This window comes from Hwanghaeella sp. (genome assembly GCF_965227365.1).
In the GTDB taxonomy this organism is placed as follows: Bacteria; Pseudomonadota; Alphaproteobacteria; order UBA8366; family Aestuariispiraceae; genus Hwanghaeella.
In genome coordinates this window covers 4,368,229-4,392,836 of the sequence record NZ_OZ245754.1, presented here as the reverse complement: position 1 = coordinate 4,392,836, position 24,608 = coordinate 4,368,229, and the positions used below count along the sequence as shown (strand labels likewise).

Here is a 24,608-nt window from a genome sequence, read left to right as displayed (position 1 = left end):
TTTAAGACGTTGTGAGACAATCTTGCTTGGAGGCACCCATGCTTATCGGCTACGCCCGCACATCAACCCTGGATCAGAAGGCGAGTATCGAAGGCCAGGCCCGCGAACTAGCGCAGGTGGGTTGTGAGAAGCTGTTCAGTGAGCAGGTCTCTTCGGTGGACGTCGTCAATCGGGAGCAGCTGGCGCAGGCACTAGACTTTATCAGGGACGGGGACACCCTAGTGGTCACGAAACTGGATCGTCTGGCCCGTTCGGTGAAACACCTGCTCGAGATCATGGACGCTCTGACCGCAAAGGGCGCGAGCCTCCGCATCCTGAACATGGGAATCGATACGGGGACACCAACCGGCAAGCTTATGCTGACCGTCCTTGGGGGGATCGCCGAGTTCGAACGCGAGATCATGCTGGAGCGGCAGCGCGAGGGCATTGAGAAGGCTCGACGCGAGGGGAAGTACAAGGGGCGGAAGGCTACAGCACGCGCGAAGGAAGCAGAGGTCCTGCACCTGAAATCTGAAGGCGTTGGGCCTACGGAGATCGCCAAGCGGTTGGGGATTGGTCGGGCCTCGGTCTACCGCATCCTTGACAATCCTGGGCAATAAGTCCGTTTTCTCCCTCCCTTCATATTCTTTCGTGTCTGTGTCTCTGGGGCCGGGTGCGAAAATTCCTTAAGGCCACCTATGAACCCGTGTCGCGTCCCTGGATGCACCCAAGCATCTACCCGCTTCGGTCGGCTCTGCTCGACTCATAAATCCCGCCAGCGCCGCCATGGTCACCCCTCGCAGTTGGGCGTCACCAAGGCCGAGTTGAAACCGTACGTCGAGACCGTCCGGGAGCGTAGGCGGAACAATCCCGATAGCACCCTGTGGGCTTCCATAGAGGCCCGTTGGATGGCTCTTGTGAGCAACTGCAAGGGTGTTGTGGCGGCGTACCAGAACGGCAGGCCGATGAATCGGTACAACCGTCTAGCCAGCGAAGAGATCGTTCGGGTGTCGGAGCATGTATCGCCGGATGAAGTGATGGAGACGACCCTGGCACTATTCATCATGCAGGAACAGGCCGGACGTCGTTTCCTCTCCGACGAGGCCTTTTGGCACCAGCTGACCCGGCGGGTCCGAGGGCTCACCCAGGTGAACTCGGGGACGTGGCTTGACCCTTCTAGCGGCACGAGGAAGCGGGTCTATCTCGACCTTGCTCCAGCCGCCACGGTCATCATGGGCAAAGCCCTGGCTGAGACGTTCGGGATGGCTGGGATGATGTTGGCCAAGAAGGAAGCCGAGGAAGCTGAAAAAAAGCAGCAGGAACTGAAAGACATCGCCCAGGCAGTAAGAGAGTTAAAATGACTATGGATGCAGCAGTGAACACGGACCAACAGGAACTGGTCTTCGGTCCCAGCGACACGCTCCGGGCGCTTGCGGCGCTGGCGGGCGAGGGCCAATCGCCAGACCCTCTTCCCAACCGGCTTCCCATTACGGCGATTGAACAGCGTCCGGACCTGTTCCAGCCTCGTGGCATGGACGAGCGGCACCTGAACGAACTGCAACGGGCGATCAGGACTCATGGTCACCTTGATCCCCTGTTGGTGATCCAAGTGGGACGGACACCCGTTCTGCTCGATGGTCACCACCGTGTGGAGGCCTATAGGATCGCTGGGGTGACGGATGGCGTTCCGGTGGCCTACTTCACTGGATCGCTCGAGCAGGCCGTCCTGGAGGCAGGCAGGGCCAACAGCAAGGCCAAACTGCCGATGACTTCCAACGAGAGGACCGACTACGGGTGGCGGTTGGTCCTGCTGGGTCAATACACGAAGAAGCAGATCAGGGAGGCCGCCGGGATATCCGATGGCACCGTTGCGACCATGCGCCGGGTGAAGGCAGCACTAGGAGATGAAGCTTACGACTGGGAGCGCTGGTTCCAGGCGCTGAGCGTCTACCAAGGAAAACAGCAGAATATCCTCACTGACGATGAGATGAAGGACAAGTTGCAGGCCCAGGCGAACGACTATGCCGACCGGCTGACCAATGAATTCGGCACAAAGTTGTCGAACAACGTGACCCTGGCCGCGATGGCACTCGAAATCCACTTTGGGCGACGTATGCCTGAACTGGCGCTGGAACTCCGCCATCACCTGCCCGACTTCGACGATGAAGACTTGGACTACTGACACGGCAACCTATGCACTCCTTGGGGGGTGCAAAATGCATACTTTCACACGGCAGGTGCACAGATATCCAGGTACGTAACCGCACCCGCTAGATGACCCTAGGGAATTTGCTCATGAACAGGGCGCAAGCCTTTACGGTGGACTCGCCGTAACCATCTCCAACAGTGCTAGCGCTGTGGCCGACGATGTCGTTGCAGACCTTCGGGTCGCAGCCTTCGGTTTCCCTGGCAAGCGTCTTGAAGGTATGCCGCCAGCCGTGACTTGGCATGATGTCTTCAGAACCGATGATTGGTTTGACCATGTCGGCCAATCTGTTTTTGGCTGCGTTCCGTTTCCCGGTGATATCGTCGCCTTCCTTGGCGTTCAGGAATAGGTATCCGCTACCTTCACCCTTCACAAAGTCCAGGAACCCTTCCTCGACCAGATGGTCGTGAACAGGCACGAAGCGCATTTCCTTGTTCTTCACCGTTCCGGCTTCAGGAGTAACGACTATTACCCAGTGCCCTTCTTGTTCGCGGACATCTCTCTTGCGAAGTTGGATCATTTCCCCAACGCGGGCACCGGTATAGGCGCACAACCACGGAACCCAGCGTTTGGCGTTGGTCGTCTTGGGCTTCTCCCATCCTTTGGGTGAGTGGTTTTTTGCGGCCGAGAGTATGGCCTTCCGCTCCTCTAGGCGGAAGTATCGCTCCCGAATCTTCGGCTTCTTCGCCTTCATGACAGCTATGCCTTGAGCCGGGTTGGTTGGAAGCAGTCTTTTCTTAACCGCCCAGCTAAGCACCGCCTTGGTTCCTGCGAGGTAGCTGTCGCCGATAGTCTTCGGACTAAGAGTGCTTCCGGTTCGAGGATTTACGGTTCCCTGGAGGTGCGCGACAAACGCGTCGATGTCATTCGGGGTGACCTTGGTTGCATCGTCGTGCTTGAGGAAACGACGCAGAGCAGTGATCGCTTGGGTGTAGCTGGCCTTGGTGCTCTTGGACCGACCGGCGTTCTCGGCTTCCTTCCACCAGCCCTCCAGGAGCCCTTTCAGGCTAACTGAGGGCGTCTGAGGAGGAGTCGGTGTCACGCTCTCTTCCCACTTCGGAAAGCGCTTCCCCGCATCGTCTTCGCTGTAGTCTCCCTCCGCAAACTTCCCAAGTTTCGCGGCAACATCATCCATCGCATTAGCGGTTTGTACTAGGAGCCGGTTGCGACTTTTTTCGTCCACGACCAATGCATGCTTTGCCAATATCAAGTCGAGAAACGGGCCGAATCGGAACTCAAGGCTCGCTTGTGTCTTGGAGGGGCTAGGGATCATCAACTTCGCGTTTCCAGCCTCACCTCGTCGAGCTGATTCGTTCAGGACCCTCATCTTTTGCCACAATGCAGGCGAACCAGGATTGTCACCCATCGCGTCGACCCACATCTTGTAGAGTTCGCCGGACAGGGCCACGGTTTGCTTGTGTGATAGGCTCACAGGGCCGTCGCGGAGCGACTTCCACACGCCCTCCAGGTACGCTTCGACGGCAAAATTGCGCGCCTTAACCTCTTCCGGATCGGATGTGCCAAGGGACACCTTCACGTCCTGCGCTGACGGAGCGACGACCTTGGTTACAACCTTGTCGCCAACCGGAATGCTCAGGGTCGTGCCCCTGGCCCTATCCAGCACATCAAGCGGAATGCGTTTGCGGAAATAATGGTTCGCGGAGTCGCGACGTTTCATCGGACGAACAACCCTGTACAACATGCTCTGTGCCCCACCTTTGTGTACCAGTTTGGTGAGGCGAAGCCCTTGATATCAGGGGATTTCGTTATTTTTCAACGGGGTTCGTCGAGATTGGTGCCCAGGAGAAGACTCGAACTTCCACGACCTTACGGCCACTGGCACCTGAAGCCAGCGCGTCTACCAATTCCGCCACCTGGGCTCGACGAAGGGGGTGTATCTGCGAGCCGGCGGGTAATGTCAACACCGAAGAATGCGTTTCTTTCACTTTCCCGTTTAGGAAATGCGTCCGGGCCCTTTTGGCTTGCGTAAAACTTGCGCTAGATTCCGATGAAACAGGCGGAAACGCCGCGTCATGGAGGGTTGGGATAATGCAGATGCCGAAAATGGTGACCGTCATCGGCGGGTCGGGTTTCGTCGGACGGCAGGTCGTGCAGGACCTCGCCGCAGCGGGCGCGCGGGTGCGGGTTGCCTGCCGTGACCCGGAAGCGGCGCTCTCGCTGAAGCCCATGGGCGATGTCGGGCAGGTGACGCCGGTACAGGCGAATATCCGCGACGAGGCCTCGATCCGGGCAGCGGTGCAGGGGGCGGACGCGGTGGTGAACCTGGTCGGCATTCTGGCCGAGGGCGGCAAGCAGAAATTCCGCAGTGTGCAGGCGGAAGGGCCGGGCATCGCCGCCCGCGCGGCGGCCGCGGCCGGCGCCGGGGCCTTCGTCCAGATTTCCGCGATCGGCGCCTCGGAAAACTCTCGCGCGGCCTATGCCCGGACCAAGGCGGCGGGTGAAAAGGCGGTCCTGGAAGCCTTCCCAAGCGCGGTCATCCTGCGCCCCAGCATCGTCTTCGGCCCGCGGGACAGTTTCTTCAACATGTTCGCGGAGATGGCCCGGTTGTCGCCCGCGTTGCCGTTGATCGGCGGCGGGACGACCAAGTTCCAACCGGTTTATGTCGGAGACGTGGCCGCCGCGGTGATCGCCGCCATGACCAATCCGCAAGCGCGCGGAAAGACCTATGAACTGGGCGGGCCGGCGGAATACAGTTTCAAGGAATTGCTGCAGATGATGCTGCGGGAGACGGGGCAGAATGTCCGGCTTGTCTCCATCCCCTTCCCGGTCGCCTCGCTGATGGGGGCGTTGACCGGATGGCTGCCGGGCGCGCCGTTGACGCGCGATCAGGTCGAAATGCTGAAATCCGACAATGTGGTCGCCCATGGCGCACCGGGGCTGAAGGATCTCGGCGTGGAGCCGACGGCAATCCGGGCGATCTTGCCGACCTATATGGATGTCTATCGCCGCGGCGGGCGGTTCGCGAGCGCCTGAAACTTGGGCCTGTGTCAGCCGCAGAACGGGCTTGCGCTCTCGCTCAGGCCGAGACCGTAGACCCAGTACAGCAGCAGGCCGCCGAGCAACAGGCGATAGATCACAAAGGGACCGAAACCGGCATGGCGCAGCCAGCGCATCATCAGCGCGATGGCGACCAGGCCGGCGACGAAGGACATCGCCGCGGCAAGGATGACATCCGCGCCCAGCGCCATGTTGCCTTCCTCATAGATGTCCAAGCCGGTCAGCAGCCCGGCCCCGAGGATGGTCGGGATGGAGAGCAGCATCGAGAAGCGCGCCGCCTCGGCCCGTTCGAGGCCGAGAAGCCGCGCCGAGGTCATGGTGATGCCGGAACGGCTGGTTCCGGGAATCAGGGCCAGTACCTGGGACAGGCCGATCAGCAGCGCCGATGAGACGCCGAGATGTTCGACCCTCCAGACGGTCATGCCGACACGGTCGGCGACCCAGAGAAGAATGCCGAAACCGATGGTCGTCCAGGCGATGATTTCCACATCGCGCAGAACCAGGGCGACATAGTCCTTGGCGAGGAAGCCGACGATCACCACAGGGATCGTGCCGACCACGACGCTGATCAGGACTTTGGCCTGAGTTCCGCCCCGCCCGGTCACCAGCCGGCCAAGCCCGATCGTCATCATCCAGATGTCGCGCCAGAAATACAGCGCTACCGCAAAAAGCGTCCCGACATGGACGGCGACGTCGATGGCCAGGCCCTGGTCTTCCCAGCACATAACCTTTCCGGTCAGTACGAGGTGCCCCGACGAACTGATCGGCAAGAACTCCGTCAGGCCCTGAACGACGGCCAGGATCAGCATTTGATAGAGAGCCACGGTCTCCCCCGGTGGTGGTGGCTGAAAACGGATGTGCAGGCCGGCACGGCGGCGTGCCCTTCTGCCTATCGCGAATCGCTTCGGCCTGCAAAGAACTACCGGCAATCCACCAAGAAAGCGGCTGAAAAGCGAATGGTTCCGAAATGGTACTAAATATTTGAAGCCCAACGCTGCATTTTGCCGCAGCGCGGCAAAACGAGCCGACAGCCAAAAATATTAGTAAACAAAACGGAACTATATGAACGATTTCAGTGGCCATCGCCCGCCGGCCTGTGTATAGAACCCATCCGCCGGGCCTGAACCTAGGGATCCGGCGAGGAAAATTCGGGTTGCAGGTTCAGGGCGGACGCCTTGGGCAGGAAGGGGTCGTTTCATGACAACGGATCAGATGCTGAAGTTCGTAACGCGCCAGCAACGGACGCCGACGAAACGGGCCGCCGACGATCGCCGCACGGATTTCGGTGAAATCTACGAAGAGTACAAGCCGGCCGAAGCCTCCGCCCAGGCGGGCCGTTGCTCGCAATGCGGCGTGCCCTTCTGCCAGATCCACTGCCCGCTGCATAACAACATACCCGATTGGCTGATGCTGACCGCGGAAGGTCGCCTGGAAGAGGCCTACGAGGTCTCCAGCGGCACCAATACCTTCCCGGAGGTTTGCGGTCGGATCTGTCCGCAGGATCGCCTGTGCGAAGGCAATTGCGTCATTGAGCAGTCCGGCCACGGCACGGTCACGATCGGTTCGGTCGAGAAATACGTGACAGACACGGCCTGGGAAGAAGGCTGGGTGAAGCCGATCCGCCCGAAACGCCAGCGGCCGGAATCCATCGGCATCATCGGCGCCGGGCCCGGTGGCCTGGCGGCGGCGGAAAAGCTGCGCCGGCGCGGATATGAAGTCCACGTTTATGACCGTTATGACCGCATCGGCGGCCTGCTGGTCTATGGCATTCCGAACTTCAAGCTGGAAAAGGAAATCGTTCAGCGTCGGGCCGACTGGCTCATCGACGGCGGAATCGAATTCCATCTGAACTGTCGCATCGGCGAAGACGTGACCTTTGCCGAACTGCGGGAAAAACACGATGCCGTGCTGATCGCCACCGGCGTCTACAAGGCGCGTGACCTGGCCGTCCCGGGACGCGGTCTGGAAAACGTCATTCCGGCGATGAGCTACCTGACTGCCAGCAACCGCGTCGGCCTTGGGGACGAGGTCGCGGAATTCGATGACGGCAGCCTGAATGCATCGGGCAAGAACGTCGTCGTGATCGGCGGCGGGGACACGGCGATGGACTGTGTCCGCACCGCCATCCGCCAAGGCGCGAAGTCGGTTAAATGTCTGTACCGCCGAGACCGGATAAACATGCCGGGATCGCAGCGCGAGGTGCAGAATGCCGAGGAGGAAGGCGTGCAGTTCGTCTGGCTGACCGCGCCGGAGGCCTTTGTCGGCGACGACAAGGTCACGGGCGTACGTTCCGTCCAGATGCGCCTGGGCCGTCCGGACGCGACCGGACGCCGGTCGCCCAAGCCGATCGAAGGCAGTTCGGAACTGCATGACGCCGATCTGGCCATCCTGGCGCTCGGCTTCGATCCGGAAGATCTGCCCGGCATGTTCGGCGACCCGGACCTGCCGGTGACGCGCTGGGGCACCGTGCGTGTGGATCACCGCAGCAAGATGACCGCGCTGGACGGCGTGTTCGCCGCCGGCGACATCGTGCGCGGCGCCAGCCTTGTCGTCTGGGCGATCCGCGACGGCCGCGACGCTGCCGACAATATTCACGAATACATCCAGGCGCGCGCTTCCGAAAGCGCAGCGGCCGCGGAATAAGGCGCGCCACGGCGCGGGAAAAGGGGTAGTTCGATGACGTCTACACATCAGGATCAGACGGGCTGGGTCGAAAAGTATCGGCAGGAGGCCGAGCGCCTCGAACGCGAGGGCATGTACATGCCCTCGACGGAAACCTCCGCCTGCGGCGTCGGCATGATCGCCTCCATCGACGGAACGCCGCGCCGCGACGTGGTCGAGTCCGGCATTCAGGCCCTGAAGGCCCTGTGGCACCGGGGCGCGGTCGACGCCGACGGCAAGACCGGCGACGGCGCCGGCATCCATGTCCAGATTCCGCAGGAATTCTTCCGCCGGCATATTCGCCGCACCGGTCACGAACCGGGCGCCGGGCTGCTGGCGGTCGGCATGGTCTTCCTGCCGCGTACCGATCTCGCCGCGCAGGAAACCGTGCGTCAGATCGTCGAATCCGAAATCATCCGTCGCGGTCACCGGATCTACGGCTGGCGGCAGGTTCCCGTCGACATTTCCGTGATTGGGGAAAAGGCGAACGCGACGCGCCCCGAAATCGAACAGATCATGGTCGAGAATGCGCGCGAAGTCAGCGATCAGGCGTTCGAGACCGATCTTTTCATCATCCGCCGCCGGATCGAAAAGGCGGTCCTCGCCCAGAATATCCGGGACGCCTATATCTGTTCCCTCAGCTGCCGGTCGATCATCTACAAGGGGCTGTTCCTGGCCGAACAGCTGACGGCGTTCTACCCGGACCTCTTGGATGAGCTGTTCGTCTCCAACTTCGCGATCTATCACCAGCGCTACTCGACGAACACCTTCCCGGCCTGGCCCTTGGCGCAGCCTTTCCGCGTGCTTGCCCATAACGGGGAAATCAACACGCTGCTGGGCAACGTCAACTGGATGAAGAGCCACGAAATCCGTTTCGACGACCCGATCTTCGGGGATGCCGTGGACGACATCAAACCGATCATTCAGCCTGGAAGTTCGGACTCGTCGGCCCTGGACGCGGTTTTCGAAACGCTGGTCCGGACCAAGCGCGATCTGCCCGAAGTGAAGTCCATGCTTATTCCCGAAGCGTGGGAACAGTCGGAGACGGTGCCGCAGCATCACCGCGACTATTATCAATACGCCAATGGGATCATGGAGCCCTGGGACGGCCCCGCCGCGATTTGCGGCTATGGCGGGCGCTGGGTCCTGGCCGGTCTGGACCGGAACGGTCTGCGGCCGCTGCGCTACGTCGTCACCGGCGACGGTTTGCTGATCGTCGGGTCGGAAATCGGCATGGTGAAGGTCGATGAAAAGACGGTCATGGAAAAAGGCCGGCTCGGGCCGGGCGAGATGATCGCGGTCGATCTGAAGAACGGCCGTCTGCTGCATGACCGCGAGTTGAAGGACTACGTGGCCGGCAAGTCCCCGTTCCATGAATGGGTGGAAAACATCAAGACGCTCGACCGGTCCGAAGCGGTCGAACCCGAACCGGCAATGGACCGTGATGAAATTCGTCAGCGGATGGTCGCCTATGGTTGGTCGCTGGAAGATCTGGAACTGATCCTTCAGCCGATGGCCGAAACCGGCAAGGAAGCGACCGGGTCGATGGGCGACGACACGCCGGTGGCGGTGCTTTCCGATCAGTATCGCGGATTGCATCACTACTTCCGCCAGAACTTCAGTCAGGTGACCAACCCGCCGATCGACTCGCTCCGCGAACGGTCGGTGATGAGCCTGACCACGCGGCTCGGAAACCTTGGCAATATTCTGGACCAGGACGCCAGCCAGCTGGAAATTCTGGAACTTGAATCGCCGACCCTGACCAACGCGGATTACAAACGAGTCCGCAAGTTCCTGGGCGACTCGGCGGTCGAAATCGACTGTACCTTTATTGCCGGGAAGCCGGGAGACGCCGACCTGCGTGAAGCCGTCTACCGGATTCAGCACGAAGCGGAAGACGCTGTCCGCGGCGGGGCGATGCATCTGGTCCTGACCGATCAGGGGATGGGCGACGAACGGGCGGCGATCCCGATGATTCTGGCCGCGGCGGCTGTCCATACGCATCTTGTCAACACGCAGCTGCGGACCTTCACCTCGATCGGCGTGCGCACCGGCGAATGTTTCGACGTCCATTACTACGCGGTTCTGATCGGGGTCGGGGCAACCTGCGTCAACGCCTACCTGGCCGAGGAAGTGATCGCCGACCGCCATCGCCGGGGCCTGTTCGGCGATGTCTCGCTGGAAAAGGCGATTGAAAATTACCAGAAAGCCGTAAAGGACGGGCTGCTGAAGATCATCTCCAAAATGGGGATCTCGATCATCAGTTCCTATCGCGGCGGGTACAATTTCGAAGCGGTCGGTCTGTCCCGCAGCCTGGTAGCCGAATTCATGCCGGGATTGCCCTCGCGGATTTCCGGTATCGGGTTGAGCGGTATCCAGCGTCAGGTTCTGCGCCAGCACAAGCGCGCCTATGACGAGGATTTCGTCGCCCTGCCGGTCGGCGGCTTCTACCGTTATCGCCGCGGCGGCGAAACCCATGCCTGGGAAGGCGACATGATCCATACGCTGCAGACTGCGGTTGCCGGCGACAGCTATTCGATCTATCGCCGTTACTCCGAAAGCATCCGCAATCTGCCGCCGGTGAATCTGCGCGACCTGATGGATTTCGACTATGCGGGCGAACCCGCGCCGCTGGACGAGGTCGAATCCATTACGGAAATTCGGAAAAGGCTCGTCGCCCCGGGCATCTCCCTGGGTGCGCTGTCGCCGATCGCGCATGAAACGCTCTCCATCGCGATGAACCGGATCGGCGCGAAGTCGGATTCCGGCGAAGGCGGCGAAGACCCGGCGCGCTACACGCCCCGTCCGAACGGGGACAACGCCTCCAGCGCGATCAAGCAGGTCGCTTCGGGCCGTTTCGGTGTCACCGCGGAGTACCTGAACAACTGCAAGGAAATCGAGATCAAGATGGCCCAGGGTGCGAAGCCCGGGGAAGGCGGGCAGCTGCCCGGCTTCAAGGTCTCGAAGATCATTGCGAAGCTGCGCCACTCGACCGAGGGCGTGACCCTGATCAGCCCGCCGCCGCATCACGACATCTATTCGATCGAGGATCTGGCGCAGCTGATCTATGACCTGAAGCAGATCAACCCGGAAGCGAAGGTCTGCGTGAAACTGGTGGCGCGCGCCGGGATCGGCACGATCGCCGCCGGGGTCGCCAAGGCGCATGCGGATGTGATCCTGATCTCCGGTCATTCGGGCGGAACCGGGGCCAGCCCGCAGACCTCAATCAAGTATGCCGGCCTTCCTTGGGAACTGGGCCTGTCGGAAGCGCATCAGGTGCTGACCCTGAACGGCTTGCGTCATCGTGTTCGCCTGCGGGCCGACGGCGGCATGAAAACCGGTCGTGACGTGGTGATTGCCGCAATTCTCGGTGCTGAGGAATATGGTCTCGGCACCGCGAGCCTGGTGGCGATGGGCTGCATCATGGTCCGCCAGTGCCATTCCAACACCTGCCCGGTTGGCGTCTGCACGCAGGACCAGAGCCTGATCGACAAATTCACCGGTTCGCCGGAGAAGGTCGTCAACCTGTTCAGTTTCGTCGCGGAAGAAGTGCGCGAGATCCTCGCTAGCCTGGGCGTGCGGTCGCTGAAGGAAGTGATTGGCCGAACGGATCTTCTGGCGCAGGTCAATCGAGGCGCCGAACATCTGGACGACCTGGACCTCAATCCGCTTCTGGTTCGGGCTGATACCGGTGGCACGCCTGCCTACTGCACCATGGAAGGACGGAACGAGGTTCCGGAAACCCTCGACGCGCAGATGATCGACGACGCCAAGGCGCTGTTCGATGACGGCGAGAAGATGCAGCTGCAATACAACGTGCGGAACACCTATCGGGCGATCGGCACCAAGATCAGCTCCAAGATCACGCGGCAGTTCGGCATGGCCGGCCTGGCGCCGGGTCATCTTCACGTCCGCATGCGCGGGTCGGCCGGCCAGTCGCTGGGCGCCTTCGCGGTGCAGGGGCTGAAGCTGGAAGTGCTGGGCGATGCCAACGACTATGTCGGCAAGGGCCTGTCCGGCGGCTCAATCGTGGTTCGTCCGATCACGGTCAGCCCGCTGGCCAGTCAGGACAACACCATTATCGGCAATACGGTGCTCTACGGAGCGACGGCCGGCACGCTTTATGCCGCGGGCCGGGCGGGCGAACGATTCGCCGTCCGTAATTCCGGCGCGGTGACGGTCGTGGAGGGTTGCGGCTCCAACGGCTGCGAGTATATGACGGGCGGTGTCGTGACCATCCTAGGCAATGTCGGCGACAATTTCGGTGCCGGCATGACGGGCGGCATGGCCTTCGTCTACGACCGCGACGGCGATTTCATGCATCGGCTGAATCCGGGCTCCGTCTCCGTCAACCGGCTGGAAACCGACTACTGGTCCGATTTCTGCCGCCGCCATATCGAGGATCATTTCCGCGAAACCCATTCGAAATGGGCGGACGGATTGCTCGCCGATTGGGAATTGAACCGGCAGCACTTCTGGCATGTCGTGCCTTATGAAATCCTCGAAAAGCTGGAACATCCGGTTTCGCTGGACGGCGATAAGGCGGCGGTTCCCGCTGAATAGAGCCGCCCGACGGCAGTATCCTTCACGGACGGGCCCGTCTTCCCGAATTTTTCGGGGAACGGGCCCGTTGCCGTTCCGGCCATCGGCGTTTATACGGCTAGTATCCCCGCCGTCCCCTCAACCGGTATGGGGGTAATCGTCAATCCGAGTCGGTGGGTATGCTGCTTCTCTATCATGTCTGGCTCTCTCCCTTTTGCCGAAAGGTCCGTTTGGTCCTCGCGGAGAAGAAGCTCGACTTCGAGATGAAGGTGCAGAAGGTCTGGGAGCGCGACCCGTCCTTCCTGGCGCTCAACCCGACTGGCGAAGTACCGCTGCTGATCGATGAGGACGGGACCAGGGTCGCGGGCTCCCAACCGATTTGCGAATATCTAGACGAAATGTACGGCGACGTGTCGCTGATCGGTCAGGGCGCAGTGACCCGGGCCGAGGTCCGGCGCCTGGTCGAATGGTTCGACCGGAAATTCCACGACGAAGTGATCGTGAATCTGGTCGACGAGAAGATCATCAAGCGTTTTCTGGGCCAGGGGGAACCGAACAGCCGGGCAATCCTGGCCGGCAGCCGCAACCTGCACACCCATCTGGACTATGTCGATTGGCTTATCGACCGCCGCACCTGGCTGGCCGGTGAGGATATGAGCCTGGCGGACCTGACGGCCGCCGCGCATCTTTCCTGCGTCGACTACCTCGGCGATGTGCCCTGGGACGATCACCCTGCCGCCAAGGACTGGTATGCCCGGGTGAAGTCCCGGCCCTGCTTCCGCCCGATTCTGGCGGACCGTATCCCGGGCGCGCCGCCGCCGCCGCACTACGCGGATCTAGACTTCTAGCTACGCGTTGTCGTTGCCGGTTATTCCGGCCCCGCCCCTTATTCGGGGCCGGCGACGTCGTCTACCTGCAGATCCAGCATCTCCAGATTGCGCCTGGCGTCTTCCGCCGCGGGCCGGCCTTCATGCAGGCGGATCAATGTTAGCCAATCCTGGCGCGCCGAGGCGGCGTTGCCTTGCAGCCGGTATATGATTCCCCGTTCCAACAGGGCTTCCGGGTTGTCCGCTTCAAGCTTGAGGGCGCGGTTCGCATCCTCCATGGCGAGGTCCAGCGCATCCACATAGCGGTAGGCGCTGGCCCGCAAGGCGTGGACCGGTGCGCTGCCGGGGGCCAGGAAAAGGGCCTGGTTCAGATCGTCGATCGCTTCCCAATATTCGTTTCGGGAAAAGAAGGTCACCGCCCGGTCGGTCAGGATGTCCGGATTGTTTGGGCTCAGTTCCAATGCGCTGCTCTGGACTTCCAGGGCCTTGTCCAAGTCGCCGGCCTGCTGCCAGGCGATACCCGAATGCGCCATGATTTCCGCGACGACATTCGGCGGCGTGTCGTCCGGCATGCCGCGGGCCAGTTTTTCCAGCCGGGTCGCCGCTTCCGGATAATGGCCAAGATTGATCAGCGCGATGGCGGAACAATGTAACGCTGCGTCGCCGCCGCCGGCATCGTGCCAACGCAGGCTGTGTTCGAAGGCTTCCTCCGGCTCCCGCACCGCCAGACTCAAGCAGATCTGATACTCTCGGTTTGAAAGAAAGTCGGTCTGCTGCGAATAGGCCGCGCCGTCGATGCAAATCAGGAAAGTCAGGGCCGCAAGGAAAACCCGGGCTGGTCGGCGCATGGTCATCGTCACATTCTAGCTGCTGGCGCCAGGGGTAAATCGAAGCGACATGCATGACAAGCCGCCGTCCAGCTTGGCTGCTTCCGCAACCGACAGTTCCGTGACCGTATAGCCCTGGCTGCGGAGCAATTCCGCCGTACGGGGGAAACCCTTGGCCAGGAACACCTGATCGTTCACCCGGATCAGGTTGGCGGCCGGTTCCTCGCCCGCCGGGCATTCGATGACCCGGTAGCCGTCGAAACAGCCGGACCGGACCAGCGGGGCGGTCGCGAATATGGTCTCTGCGTCCAACAGGCCGCAACCGGTCTTGAAATGCAGGATCTCCGGCGGGGTCTGCACGATGCGCAGCGGCACACCCAGACCGGCCGTAATCTTCTCCAATTGGGCGACGCCCGCCTCGTCGGTCCTGGCGGACAGACCGATGAGGATTTCCCGGCCCGTCACCAGGATGTCGCCGCCATCGACATAACCGCCTTCCGGAAGGTCGATCACCTGGTCGAAAATGGTGGCGAGGGCCTCGCGCATCGGGTCCCGCTCGCCGAATCGCGTAGCGGCCCCCGGGCGCAGGATGATCGCCGCCCCGGCCACGCACAGGGCCGGATCCTCGACGAAAACCGAATCCGGAAAGTCTTCCAGCGCGTCCAGCACGGTAACCTCGGCCCCGGTCGCGCGCAGCGCCTCCACATAGGCCTGATGCTCCCGCAGGAAAGCGTCGGGGGACGGGTCGGGCCCGGCGCCGTCACGGATGCCCTGGGTGACGCTCTTCCCCGGCTTCCGCGCAACCGCGTGGGAAAATCGATAACTGGCTTCCGGGTTCATGGCTTTCCTCCTGCAAGGACAAATACAAGCGGCCCGCAGTCTCATCCTGCGCCGCCCGAAATCAAGCCGAGAATCGGATGACGGCGCGCCCTATTGACACAGCGGGCGTGAAAGCAAAGTTCCTAGATCCGCGCGCCGCGCCAAAATTTCAAAGCAGGGTGACCATGACCAACCGTTTTTTCTGTTTCGGCCTCGGCTATTCCGCGATCGCCCTGGCTGAGCGTCTGCAAGACGAAGGCTGGGCGATTGCCGGGACCTGTCGCGGCGCGGAGAAACAGGCGGAGCTGACCGCGCGCGGATGGTCCGTCCATCGCTTCGACCGCGGCATGGATTTGCCGGACGGCATGCTCGATGGGGTGACGCATCTGCTGTCTTCGGTCCCGCCGGACGAGCAGGGCGATCCGGTGGTGGACGAAGCGGGCGGTGTTATTCGCCGGGCGGCGGGATCGATGAAATGGATCGGCTATCTCTCCACTACCGGTGTCTATGGCGACCGCGACGGCGGTTGGGTCGACGAAACTTCGGACCTGACGCCGACCGGTGCACGCGGCGAACGCCGTAAACAGGCGGAGGCGGCCTGGCTGGAACTGGGCCGGGAAACGGGTGTGCCCGTTCAACTGTTTCGGCTTGCGGGCATCTATGGCCCCGGCCGGAATGCGCTGGAAACGGTGCGGAGAGGGCGCGCCCAGCGGATCGACAAACCGGGTCAGGTCTTCAGCCGCATTCACCGGGACGACATCGCGGCGATCGTCCGGGCGTCCATGGAACGTCCAAATCCCGGCGCGGCCTATAATTGCTGCGACGACAACCCGGCGCCGCCGCAGGAAGTGATCGCCTATGCCTGCACCCTGCTGGGGGTGGAGCCGCCGCCCCTGGTGCCGTTCGAGGAGGCGGAGCTTTCCCCGATGGCGCGCAGTTTCTACCGCGACAACAAGCGGGTCTCGAACCGGCGGATCAAGGAAGAGCTTGGCGTCAGCCTGGCCTGGCCGGACTACCGGCCGGCGTTGGAAGCACTGCTATAGGCATCCAGGTCAACCGACGGCGGCGAGTATTTCCGCCAGCCTGTCCTCCATGCGCTTCAGGTCCGCTTCCGTCGACAGGCGGTGATCGCCGTTCTTGACCACTTCGGTCACCACATTCGTTGACCGGATCACATCCGGAATCCGCAGAACATGGTCAAGCGGCACCACTTCGTCCGCCGCGCCATGGATGATCCGAACCGGGCCGTCGAAGGGCAGCAGGGGCCCGTCCAGCAGGTTATGCGCGCGGGATTCCTCGATCAGGTTCAGGGTGATGGGATAATCCTCGTCGGCATATTCGGATGGGCGGTCCCAGATGCCGTCGCGATAAAGCGTATCCCGCGCTTCCTGCGGCATCGACGGCAGCATCAGCTTTTCCGGGAAATCCGGCGCCGGGGCGATCAGCAGCAAGGCGGCTACCTTTTCCGGCCGGGCGCGTGCCAGCAGCATCGCCATCCATCCGCCCATGGAAGACCCGACGATCACCTGCGGGCCTTCGGTGACCCCGTCCAGCACGGCCAACGCGTCCGAAAACCACGTACCGATGGTCCCGTCGCGGAAGGCGCCGCTTGAGGCGCCGTGGCCCTGGTAGTCGAAACGTGTGTATTGGCGCCCGGTCCGGACGGCGAACTCGTGCAATCGGGTCGCCTTGTTGCCGCCCATATCGGAATGGAAGCCGCAGCAGAAAACCACGCCCGGACCGGTACCGGGAAGGTGCCGATAGGCGATCTCTGCGCCATCCACTGTTGCAATCGTGCCGTGCGGGCTTGTTTCCATCGTCATCTCGTCATGCTCCGGGCTTGCGCGCGGTCCGAATTTTCGGTCTATAGCCAGCATGACCGGGTTTTTCCAGATTCATCCGAAGCGGCGCGGCGGTTAACCGGCCGCCGGGAAAGCATGAGCACTACGACGACAGACAATTCGGGCGAAGCCGCGGCAGAGGCGAACCCGGCGCCGGGTCCCGGCGCCGACGCGCCCGGCATCCTGCAGGTTCTGCCGGCGCTGGTGACCGGCGGGGCGGAGCGGGGCGCCATCGACGTGGCGCTAGCCGCCCAGGAAGCCGGCTTCCGGTCCTATGTCGCGTCCAGCGGCGGGCCGATGGTGCGTGAGCTGGTCCGGGCCGGCATCGAGCATTTCGAACTGCCGTTGGACAGCAAGAATCTGGTCACCGTGTACCGCAATGTGGGCCGGATCGCGGAACTCGCCGAACGCCTGAACGTCGACATCATCCATGCACGCAGCCGGGCCCCGGCCTGGAGTGCGCTGTATGCCGCACGGCGCAGCGACCGCGCCTTCATGACGACCTTCCATGCGACCTACAACTACGAAAGCCCGATCAAGAAATTCTACAATTCGATCATGGTGAAGGGTGACCGGGTGATCGCGATCAGCGATTTCATCCGCGACCATATGATCGAGCATTACAATATCGATTGGGCGCGCGTCCGGGTCATTCATCGCGGCATCGACCTGAAAATCTTCGACCCCCAGGCCGTTTCAGCGGAACGCGTCGTGAAACTGGCAACCCAATGGCGGCTGCCGGACGGGGTTCCCGTGATCCTGATGTCCGGCCGCCTGACCCGCTGGAAGGGTCAGATGCTGCTGTTGCAGGCCTTGCCGGAGATCGCGGACCTCGAATTCCGCTGTCTCTTCGTCGGCGCCGATCAGGGCCGGACGGCCTATCGTGAGGAACTGGAATCGGCGGCGAAGCGTCTGGGGATGGACGGGCGCGTCCACATCGTCGGTGACTGCAATGACATGGCGGCCGCCTATAAGCTGGCCGATGTCGTCGTCTCGGCCTCGACCGATCCGGAAGGGTTCGGCCGCGTGGCGGTGGAAGGCCAGGCGCTGGGCCGGCCGGTCATCGCCCCCGCCCATGGCGCGGCACCGGAACAGATTGAACACGGCGTCAATGGCTGGCTTTTCGAACCAGGCAATCCGCATTCCGTCGCCAAGGTTCTGCGCGAGGCGCTCTCGCTCGATACCGAGGCGCGCGACAAGCTGCACGAAGCGGCCATCGCCAATGTCCGCAGGCGCTTCACCAAGGAAGAGATGTGCCGCAAGACGGTGGAGGTCTATCGCGAATTGGCCGACCGCCGCCGCATGGGATAGGCCGGTTGGAACGATCCGTGACCGGTGCCGCACCATATGGGGAGATCGATCCGCCGCCGGCAGACCGGGTGCTTGTCATCAAACTCGGCGCGCTCGGCGACTTTCTGCAGGCGATCGGTCCGATGCAGGCGATCCGCAAGGCCTATCCGAGGGCCGAGATCACCCTGCTGACCACAGCACCCTTTAGTAAATTGGCGGAAACCAGCGGCCTGTTCGACAGGATCGTAATCGACGAGCGGCCGTCCTTCTGGAACCTGCCGGGCGTACTGCGCCTGCGCGGTGCGTTACGGGCCACTCGGGCGCAGTTGGTCTTCGACCTGCAAACTTCCGATCGCAGCAGCACCTATTTGAAACTGTTCTGGCCGGACAGGCCCTTGTGGTCGGGGATCGCCGCCGGGGCGTCCCACCGCCACGCGAATCCGGCGCGCGACGACATGCACACGGTCGACCGGCAGAAGGAACAGTTGGCGGTCGCCGGCATTCGCGACGTCGCCCTGCCCGATCTTTCCTTCCTGGTTGACGAAGGGATCGGCGATCTGTCCCTGCCGGAGCGGTTCGTTTTGCTAGCACCCGGCGGCGCGCCGCACCGTCCCGAAAAGCGGTGGCCCGCGGTTCATTTCGCTGTGCTGGCGGCGCGGCTGCAAGGGGCCGGTCTGACGCCGGTGGTCCTGGGAACGCAGGCCGAGGCGGAGGCGGAGCGAGCCATTCTGGATGCTTGCCCGGACGCGGTGTCGCTGGTCGATAAGACCAGCCTGCTGCAGATCGCGCCGCTAGCGCGCAGGGCGGCGGGCGCGGTCGGGAACGATACCGGCCCGATGCATCTGATCACGATTTCCGGTTGCCCCAGCGTGGTGCTTTATTCCCATGCATCCGACCCCGCCTTGTGCGGCCAACAAGGGCCCGCGGTCACCATCCTGCGCCGCCCGGACCTTCGCGACCTTGCGCCGGATGAGGTTTTCGCCGCTTTGGAACCCCGTTAGGGGCGGCTTGCCTTGACTTGGAAGGGGCTTTCGCTAAAGTCGCGCGCGGTCGAGGCCGAGCCTTCGACGAACGGTCTTACCGGGATGAATGTTGTGTTCGAATTTGCCCTGAATGACGGTGTGCGCGTCCCTGGCGCCGGTACCTTCCTGAAGCGAACCCCCTAGGGGGTCGTCTTCCCGTTGTCATTGCGACACTGCCCGCCCGACGCTTGTTCCATCGATAGCGATGCCGCCGCGCCGGTTTCCGGGCCCCTCTTTCGAACTGCATTACGTTTTCTGAAGCAAGGAATGAAACAATGGTAGCGATCACGCTTCCCGACGGGAACGTCCGCGAATTCGACGGCGCCGTCACGGGCGGGGAACTTGCCGCTTCGATCGGTCCCGGTCTGGCCAAGGCCGCGATGGTGGTGAAGGTGAATGGCGAATTGTGGGACCTGTCCCGCCCCATCGAAAAAGACAGCCGGGTGGAAATCGTCACCAAGGATCATGAGGACGCGCTGGAGATCATCCGGCATGACGCCGCCCATGTCCTGGCGCAGGCGGTGCAAGAGCTTTTTCCCGGCACGCAGATCACCTTCGGCCCGGCGACGGAGGACGGCTTCTACTACGATTTCCACCGCAAAGAGCCTTTCTCCACGGAGGATTTCGAGAAAATCGAAAAGAAGATGGCGGAGATCGTCGACCGCAACGACAAGATCGTGCGCGAGGAATGGGACCGTGCCGACGCCGTCGATTACTTCAATCAGATCGGCGAGGACTTCAAAGCCGAATGGGTCGGCGAGTTGCCGGCGGACGAGCCGCTGACGATCTATCGCCAGGGTGAGAAATGGCTGGATCTTTGCCGCGGGCCGCATCTGGAATCCACGGGCAAACTGCCCAAGGCCTTCAAGCTGATGAAGCTGGCCGGCGCCTATTGGCGCGGCGACAGCAGCCGGCCGCAGCTGCAGCGTCTGTATGGCACGGCGTGGCGGACCGAGAAGGAACTGAAGGCTCATCTGACGCGGATCGAGGAAGCGGAAAAGCGCGATCACCGCAAACTGGGCCGGGAGCTCGACCTGTTCCATATGCAGGAAGAAGCGATGGGGTCGGTCTTCTGGCATCCCAAGGGCTGGACGGTTTATCGCCAGGCGGAACGCTATATGCGCAACCGGCTGGAAGACGCTGGCTATGTCGAAGTGAAGACACCGCAGCTTGTCGACCGAAAGCTTTGGGAAGAATCCGGCCACTGGGAGAAATTCCGCGAGCACATGTTCGTGGCGGAAGTGGAGGAAGCGGATACGGACCACCCGGCGGATGCCGGGGATGAAGGGCACCATGCCTACAACAAGCGCATGCTGGCCCTGAAACCGATGAACTGTCCGGGCCATGTCCAGGTCTTCCGGCAGGGCATCAAATCCTATCGTGATCTGCCGCTGCGCATGGCGGAATTCGGGTCCTGCCACCGCTACGAGCCGTCGGGCGCGCTGCACGGCCTGATGCGGGTGCGCGCCTTCACCCAGGACGACGCCCATATCTTCTGCACGGAAGACCAGATCGAAAGCGAGACGAAGGAATTCATCGACCTGCTGGCCTCGATCTATCGCGATTTCGGCTTCGAGGAATTCATCGTGAAATTCTCCGACCGTCCGGAAAAGCGCGCCGGCGACGACGCGGTCTGGGACAAGGCGGAAAAGGCGTTGATGGACGCGACGACGGCGGCCGGGGTCGAGGTGAAGCTCAATCCTGGCGAAGGCGCCTTCTATGGGCCGAAGCTGGAATTCGTTCTGCGCGACGCCATCGGTCGGGATTGGCAATGCGGCACGCTGCAGGTCGACTTCGTCCTGCCCGACCGTCTGGATGCAACCTATGTCGCTGAGGACGGCGCCCGGCACCGCCCGGTCATGCTGCATCGGGCGATCCTGGGGTCGTTCGAACGCTTCATGGGCATCCTGATCGAGCAGTATTCCGGCCGCTTCCCGATGTGGCTCGCCCCGGTTCAGGTGGTCGTGGCGACCATCACCTCGGATGCGAACGGCTATGCCGAACAGGTCGCCGCGGCCTGCCGCAATGCCGGTCTGAGAGTCGAAACGGACCTGCGGAACGAGAAAATCAACTACAAGGTCCGCGAGCACAGCCATATGAAGGTGCCGACGATGCTGGTCGTGGGCAATCGTGAGGCGGAGGAGGGCACCGTCGCCGTACGCCGCCTGGGCGGCAAGGCGCAGGAGGTTCTTGCGCTTGACGACGCACTCGCTATCCTTAAAACGGACGCGACAATGCCGGGAACGGTGTGATATTCGGGTCCGCCGGGGTACTGACCGGCGGGTGGGGCGGCGGTGATATGGTTCGTCACCGTCGTGCCATGAAGACGGGTCAAAGCCCTGTCGACGGCGCAATCGACATCGCGTTGCGGATTCGACTAGGGTTCCGGCCTGGGATACGGTACAATTTCTGAAAACACGGCAAGGCGAAGAGACGCCTTCAGGAGGACACTATACGACGGCCATTTTTTGCGCCGCCCCCGTCAAAGGACGGGCCGCGGGTAAACGAAGACATCACCGCGCGCGAAGTGCGGTTGATTGACGCTGAGGGAGAGAATGTCGGGGTAACCGCGACCGAGGAGGCAATCAAGATGGCCTTCGACGTCGGGTTGGACCTTGTGGAGATTTCGCCGAACGCCGATCCGCCGGTGGCGAAAATCCTCGACTACGGCAAGTACAAATACGAAGCCCAGAAGCGCAAGAACGAAGCACGCAAGAAGCAAAAAGTCATTGAAGTCAAAGAGATCAAGTTCCGTCCGAACATTGATCAGCACGACTATGATGTCAAAATGCGTTCCATGCACAAGTTCATCGAAGAGGGCGACAAGGTGAAGGTCACCCTGCGGTTCCGGGGCCGTGAAATGGCCCACCAGGACCTGGGAATGGAAGTCCTGAACCGTGTAAAGGAAGAGATGGACGAAAAGGCCAAGGTCGAACAGCATCCATCGATGGAAGGCCGGCAGATGATCATGGTGCTGGCGCCGCGCTGATCGAAAAGCGCAGCCGCATCGCGGTTTTCGGGAAGGGCTCGGCGATTTGCCGGGCCCTTTTTGCTTGATCGCCACCCCATTTGTTCCGTGGCGGCCGGGGCCGGGTGGACCGGAATCCTCGACACGCGGACGGACATTCGGCATAACCGGTTTAGGAAAATATTCGGTCGAGGTGGGGAATATGGTTGGTCGGCGGTTGCTCCTGTCCGCGGTTCTTGTCTTTTCAGGCTTCGTGTCCACGGCACAGGCCGAGGAAGGCCGTGCCTATATCGGTCTGAAGGGGGTCGGGTCTTTCCTGTCTGAAGTGCAGGACGTCACGACCGTCGGCATGACCGCGTTCCAGATCAATAACGACGAAGATCTGGTGGCCGGTGCCGGCGGCGTCCTGGGCTATTCCTTCGGCGACGTTCCCCTGCGGGCGGAATTCGAGGTCGGATACCGGTTCCGCTTCGATTTCGACGCACGTGATAACGGCCCGCCGACGATCGGGTATGAAAACAACCTGAACACCACCACCGCCCTGGTGAACCTTGCCTGGGAAATTCGCCATTTCGGCAAGGATTGGGTGCCTTATCTCGGTGCCTCGGTGGGCTGGGCGCGTAATACGTCGGAAATCGACCGGAACAATTTCGCCGGTGCGATCGTGACGACGGAGAACAGCACGGACAATCTGGCGCTCGGCGTCATGGCCGGGCTCTCCTGGTATGTGACCGACAGTTTCGGCGTCGACATCGGCTATCGCTTCATCAATCTCGGTGAAGTGGATTCCGGTCCGCTGGCCGGCGGGGAAAGCTTCAAGGCCGACAACTACACCTCCAATGAAGTGACGCTTTCCCTGAACTATCGGTTTTAGTCTTTACTGCTAAGGAAGGTTGGTGTTCCGCGATGGGGGACGGCCCGCTATTTCGATATCGCGCGCTGAAAGCTGACGGCACTTTGCGGGAGGACCCGCTGCAGGAACTGGCGGCGGAAAAGCTGCAAAGTCTTCACCATGCCTTGAAAGGCTATGCGGCCAAATCCGGGCAATCGGGCTGGAAGGAACGTCTGGGCCTTGCCCGGCGTCGGGCGGAAGCGCCCCAGGGGCTGTACATGTTCGGCGGCGTCGGCCGCGGCAAGAGCATGCTGATGGACCTCTTCTTCGACGAAGTGGACATGAAGGCGAAACGGCGCGTCCATTTCCACGAATTCATGATCGAAGTCCACGGTAAGGTCCATGCCTGGCGGCAGGAACAAAAGAACCGGAAGAACAAGGAAACAGACCCTCTGCCGAAGATCGCCGCCGAACTGGCGGAGAACGTGACGTTGCTGTGTTTCGACGAATTCCATGTCACCGATATCGCCGATGCGATGATTCTGGGCCGGCTGTTCGAATATCTTTTCGAAGACGGTGTCGTGGTGGTCGCGACCAGCAACTGGCCGCCCGATGACCTGTACAAGGACGGTCTGCAGCGGGCGAATTTCCTGCCCTTCATCGATCTGCTGAAGCAGAAGCTGGATGTCCTGCATCTTGATTCGCCGACGGACTACCGGTTGATCCGCCTGAAAAGCATCAAGATCTATCATGCGCCGCTGGGCCCTGCATCGACCAAGCAGTTGGAAAAGGCGTTCAACGACCTGACCGAGGGCGCCCAGGTCGAGCCGGACGAGGTCGAGGTCCGCGGCCGGACCATTCAGGTCTCCCGGGCCGCGCGGGGGGTTGCCTGGATGAGTTTTCAGGAACTGTGCGAGCAGCCGCGCGGGGCCGAGGATTTCATCGCCGTCGCCGGGCGTTATCACACGCTGGTTTTGAACGGTGTGCCCAAGCTGCATGAATCCAAGCGGAACGAGGCCAAACGCTTCATGACGCTGATCGACGCGCTGTACGAGCACAAGGTCAATATCGTGATGGCCGCGGAAGCGCCGCCGCAGGATATCTATCCTGAAGGCCGGCACGCCTTTGAATTTGAGCGCACGGTTTCCCGCCTTATGGAGATGCAATCCGCGGAGTATATGGATGCGCCTCATCGCCGGAAGGCGGAGGCCGACGCGGAGCTGCTGGCGGCGGATCTGGAGTAAGCGGAAGTTCCGTCGTCGCCTTTACCGAGGACATGACCATGGTCGTTGTCATGTTCCACAGTGTCGGGATTCGCATTAATTCCGCGTGGACGTTCTCCTCGTAATCCTCGATCGACCGCGCCGCGACCTTCAGCACATAGTCCCGTTCCCCCATTACCTTGTAGCATTCGAGAATGCGGGGAATTCGGCGGATGGTTTCCTCGAAGGATTCCTGCACGGACGGCGTCGGCGGGCGAACCTTCACCTCAACGAACAGCAGAACCGGAAAACCGAGCGCCTTGGCGTCCAGCAAGGCCGTGCGCTTGCTGATGACCCCGGCCTCCTCCAGCCGGCGGATCCGCCGCCAGCACGGCGATTGGCTCAACCCAACCCGGTCGGCGATCTCCCCGGTGGATAGGGTGGCGTCCTTTTGCAGCAGGCGCAGGATCTTTCGATCCGTCGAATCCATTTCAACCGGCATAAATAGTCTCTTTATCTGTCGTTTGAGAATAAACTATCTATTTCGTCCTCATGTCGCCAGCGCATTCGCATA

20 protein-coding genes and 1 tRNA gene are annotated in these 24,608 nt (G+C 61.9%); 14 read left to right on the top strand and 7 right to left on the bottom strand.

Going from position 1 to position 24,608, the window contains the following annotated elements:
• Window positions 1–38: 38 nt before the first annotated feature.
• The 3 genes from ACQK2G_RS20070 (at window position 39) to ACQK2G_RS20060 (ending at window position 2,161) form a co-directional block, all read left to right on the top strand.
• Complete coding sequence (locus ACQK2G_RS20070) at window positions 39–599, top strand: recombinase family protein (RefSeq protein WP_425406811.1); 561 nt, start codon at window positions 39–41, stop codon at window positions 597–599.
• A gap of 297 nt (window positions 600–896) precedes the next feature.
• Window positions 897–1,340, top strand: a complete 444-nt coding sequence (locus tag ACQK2G_RS20065; protein ID WP_425406810.1) for a hypothetical protein — start codon at window positions 897–899, stop codon at window positions 1,338–1,340.
• Complete coding sequence (locus tag ACQK2G_RS20060; protein WP_425406809.1) at window positions 1,337–2,161, top strand: ParB/RepB/Spo0J family partition protein; 825 nt, start codon at window positions 1,337–1,339, stop codon at window positions 2,159–2,161. Before ACQK2G_RS20065 ends, ACQK2G_RS20060 begins: the two co-directional genes overlap by 4 nt.
• 88 nt (window positions 2,162–2,249) lie before the next feature.
• Here the strand turns inward: ACQK2G_RS20060 and ACQK2G_RS20055 are convergent, their stop codons facing one another.
• Both ACQK2G_RS20055 and ACQK2G_RS20050 read right to left on the bottom strand, forming a co-directional pair.
• Window positions 2,250–3,863, bottom strand: a complete 1,614-nt coding sequence (locus ACQK2G_RS20055; protein WP_425406808.1) for a tyrosine-type recombinase/integrase — start codon at window positions 3,861–3,863, stop codon at window positions 2,250–2,252.
• 115 nt (window positions 3,864–3,978) lie between these two features.
• Window positions 3,979–4,065 (bottom strand) — tRNA-Leu (locus ACQK2G_RS20050).
• Between the two features lie 169 nt (window positions 4,066–4,234).
• Here ACQK2G_RS20050 and ACQK2G_RS20045 point away from each other — a divergent pair.
• Window positions 4,235–5,179: a complex I NDUFA9 subunit family protein gene (locus ACQK2G_RS20045; RefSeq protein ID WP_425406807.1), complete on the top strand. Its 945-nt coding sequence runs from the start codon at window positions 4,235–4,237 to the stop codon at window positions 5,177–5,179.
• Between the two features lie 14 nt (window positions 5,180–5,193).
• Here ACQK2G_RS20045 and ACQK2G_RS20040 read toward each other — a convergent pair whose 3' ends face one another.
• Window positions 5,194–6,012: an undecaprenyl-diphosphate phosphatase gene (locus ACQK2G_RS20040; RefSeq protein WP_425407678.1), complete on the bottom strand. Its 819-nt coding sequence runs from the start codon at window positions 6,010–6,012 to the stop codon at window positions 5,194–5,196.
• A 388-nt stretch (window positions 6,013–6,400) separates the two neighbouring features.
• Between ACQK2G_RS20040 and ACQK2G_RS20035 the strand changes: the two genes are divergently transcribed.
• The 3 genes from ACQK2G_RS20035 to ACQK2G_RS20025 all read left to right on the top strand — a co-directional run bounded on the left by ACQK2G_RS20035 (window position 6,401) and on the right by ACQK2G_RS20025 (window position 13,254).
• Window positions 6,401–7,846, top strand: a complete 1,446-nt coding sequence (locus ACQK2G_RS20035) for an NAD(P)-dependent oxidoreductase (RefSeq protein ID WP_425406806.1) — start codon at window positions 6,401–6,403, stop codon at window positions 7,844–7,846.
• 33 nt (window positions 7,847–7,879) lie between these two features.
• Complete coding sequence (gene gltB / locus ACQK2G_RS20030) at window positions 7,880–12,427, top strand: glutamate synthase large subunit (protein WP_425406805.1); 4,548 nt, start codon at window positions 7,880–7,882, stop codon at window positions 12,425–12,427.
• A gap of 158 nt (window positions 12,428–12,585) precedes the next feature.
• On the top strand, window positions 12,586–13,254 hold the full coding sequence (locus tag ACQK2G_RS20025; RefSeq protein ID WP_425406804.1) for a glutathione S-transferase family protein: 669 nt from the start codon (window positions 12,586–12,588) through the stop codon (window positions 13,252–13,254).
• A 38-nt stretch (window positions 13,255–13,292) separates the two neighbouring features.
• Here the strand turns inward: ACQK2G_RS20025 and ACQK2G_RS20020 are convergent, their stop codons facing one another.
• Together ACQK2G_RS20020 and ACQK2G_RS20015 are read right to left on the bottom strand one after the other, a co-directional pair.
• Window positions 13,293–14,087, bottom strand: coding sequence for a tetratricopeptide repeat protein (locus tag ACQK2G_RS20020; protein WP_425406803.1), 795 nt, complete (start codon window positions 14,085–14,087; stop codon window positions 13,293–13,295).
• 9 nt (window positions 14,088–14,096) lie between these two features.
• Window positions 14,097–14,900, bottom strand: a complete 804-nt coding sequence (locus ACQK2G_RS20015) for a dimethylarginine dimethylaminohydrolase family protein (protein ID WP_425406802.1) — start codon at window positions 14,898–14,900, stop codon at window positions 14,097–14,099.
• 164 nt (window positions 14,901–15,064) lie between these two features.
• Here ACQK2G_RS20015 and ACQK2G_RS20010 point away from each other — a divergent pair, with 164 nt between their 5' ends.
• Complete coding sequence (locus ACQK2G_RS20010; RefSeq protein ID WP_425406801.1) at window positions 15,065–15,922, top strand: SDR family oxidoreductase; 858 nt, start codon at window positions 15,065–15,067, stop codon at window positions 15,920–15,922.
• 9 nt (window positions 15,923–15,931) lie between these two features.
• Here the strand turns inward: ACQK2G_RS20010 and ACQK2G_RS20005 are convergent, their stop codons facing one another.
• Window positions 15,932–16,756, bottom strand: a complete 825-nt coding sequence (locus ACQK2G_RS20005) for an alpha/beta hydrolase (RefSeq protein WP_425406800.1) — start codon at window positions 16,754–16,756, stop codon at window positions 15,932–15,934.
• Between the two features lie 60 nt (window positions 16,757–16,816).
• Between ACQK2G_RS20005 and ACQK2G_RS20000 the strand changes: the two genes are divergently transcribed.
• The 6 genes from ACQK2G_RS20000 (at window position 16,817) to zapE (ending at window position 24,076) form a co-directional block, all read left to right on the top strand.
• A complete protein-coding gene (locus ACQK2G_RS20000) occupies window positions 16,817–18,031 on the top strand; it encodes a glycosyltransferase family 4 protein (protein WP_425406799.1) in 1,215 nt (404 codons plus the stop codon).
• 5 nt (window positions 18,032–18,036) lie between these two features.
• Window positions 18,037–19,011, top strand: coding sequence for a glycosyltransferase family 9 protein (locus ACQK2G_RS19995; protein ID WP_425406798.1), 975 nt, complete (start codon window positions 18,037–18,039; stop codon window positions 19,009–19,011).
• Window positions 19,012–19,307: 296 nt separating this feature from the next.
• Window positions 19,308–21,284, top strand: coding sequence for a threonine--tRNA ligase (gene thrS, locus ACQK2G_RS19990; protein WP_425406797.1), 1,977 nt, complete (start codon window positions 19,308–19,310; stop codon window positions 21,282–21,284).
• A gap of 200 nt (window positions 21,285–21,484) precedes the next feature.
• Window positions 21,485–22,021 (top strand): translation initiation factor IF-3, encoded by a 537-nt coding sequence (gene infC / locus ACQK2G_RS19985; RefSeq protein WP_425407677.1) that lies wholly within the window; start codon window positions 21,485–21,487, stop codon window positions 22,019–22,021.
• 181 nt (window positions 22,022–22,202) lie between these two features.
• Window positions 22,203–22,874, top strand: a complete 672-nt coding sequence (locus ACQK2G_RS19980) for an outer membrane protein (RefSeq protein WP_425406796.1) — start codon at window positions 22,203–22,205, stop codon at window positions 22,872–22,874.
• Window positions 22,875–22,906: 32 nt separating this feature from the next.
• Entirely contained in the window at window positions 22,907–24,076 is a 1,170-nt protein-coding gene (zapE, locus tag ACQK2G_RS19975; protein WP_425406795.1) for a cell division protein ZapE, read from the top strand.
• On the opposite strand, the gene ACQK2G_RS19970 is transcribed toward zapE, so the two are convergent.
• Complete coding sequence (locus tag ACQK2G_RS19970) at window positions 23,985–24,536, bottom strand: Lrp/AsnC family transcriptional regulator (RefSeq protein WP_425406794.1); 552 nt, start codon at window positions 24,534–24,536, stop codon at window positions 23,985–23,987. The genes zapE and ACQK2G_RS19970 overlap by 92 nt on opposite strands.
• Window positions 24,537–24,608: the final 72 nt, after the last annotated feature.

What these genes read in the sequence shown, in the direction of transcription:
- thrS (WP_425406797.1), top strand. Translation starts at nt 19,308, where the DNA reads ATGGTAGCGATCACGCTTCCCGACGGGAACGTCCGCGAATTCGACGGC.
- ACQK2G_RS20060 (WP_425406809.1), top strand. Translation starts at nt 1,337, where the DNA reads ATGACTATGGATGCAGCAGTGAACACGGACCAACAGGAACTGGTCTTC.
- ACQK2G_RS20015 (WP_425406802.1), bottom strand. Translation starts at nt 14,900, where the DNA reads ATGAACCCGGAAGCCAGTTATCGATTTTCCCACGCGGTTGCGCGGAAG.
- ACQK2G_RS20070 (WP_425406811.1), top strand. Translation starts at nt 39, where the DNA reads ATGCTTATCGGCTACGCCCGCACATCAACCCTGGATCAGAAGGCGAGT.
- ACQK2G_RS20005 (WP_425406800.1), bottom strand. Translation starts at nt 16,756, where the DNA reads ATGCTGGCTATAGACCGAAAATTCGGACCGCGCGCAAGCCCGGAGCAT.
- ACQK2G_RS20045 (WP_425406807.1), top strand. Translation starts at nt 4,235, where the DNA reads ATGCAGATGCCGAAAATGGTGACCGTCATCGGCGGGTCGGGTTTCGTC.
- gltB (WP_425406805.1), top strand. Translation starts at nt 7,880, where the DNA reads ATGACGTCTACACATCAGGATCAGACGGGCTGGGTCGAAAAGTATCGG.
- ACQK2G_RS20040 (WP_425407678.1), bottom strand. Translation starts at nt 6,012, where the DNA reads ATGCTGATCCTGGCCGTCGTTCAGGGCCTGACGGAGTTCTTGCCGATC.
- ACQK2G_RS20020 (WP_425406803.1), bottom strand. Translation starts at nt 14,087, where the DNA reads ATGACCATGCGCCGACCAGCCCGGGTTTTCCTTGCGGCCCTGACTTTC.
- ACQK2G_RS19970 (WP_425406794.1), bottom strand. Translation starts at nt 24,536, where the DNA reads ATGCCGGTTGAAATGGATTCGACGGATCGAAAGATCCTGCGCCTGCTG.
- ACQK2G_RS20025 (WP_425406804.1), top strand. Translation starts at nt 12,586, where the DNA reads ATGCTGCTTCTCTATCATGTCTGGCTCTCTCCCTTTTGCCGAAAGGTC.
- ACQK2G_RS20055 (WP_425406808.1), bottom strand. Translation starts at nt 3,863, where the DNA reads ATGAAACGTCGCGACTCCGCGAACCATTATTTCCGCAAACGCATTCCG.
- zapE (WP_425406795.1), top strand. Translation starts at nt 22,907, where the DNA reads ATGGGGGACGGCCCGCTATTTCGATATCGCGCGCTGAAAGCTGACGGC.
- ACQK2G_RS20010 (WP_425406801.1), top strand. Translation starts at nt 15,065, where the DNA reads ATGACCAACCGTTTTTTCTGTTTCGGCCTCGGCTATTCCGCGATCGCC.
- ACQK2G_RS20000 (WP_425406799.1), top strand. Translation starts at nt 16,817, where the DNA reads ATGAGCACTACGACGACAGACAATTCGGGCGAAGCCGCGGCAGAGGCG.
- ACQK2G_RS19980 (WP_425406796.1), top strand. Translation starts at nt 22,203, where the DNA reads ATGGTTGGTCGGCGGTTGCTCCTGTCCGCGGTTCTTGTCTTTTCAGGC.
- ACQK2G_RS20035 (WP_425406806.1), top strand. Translation starts at nt 6,401, where the DNA reads ATGACAACGGATCAGATGCTGAAGTTCGTAACGCGCCAGCAACGGACG.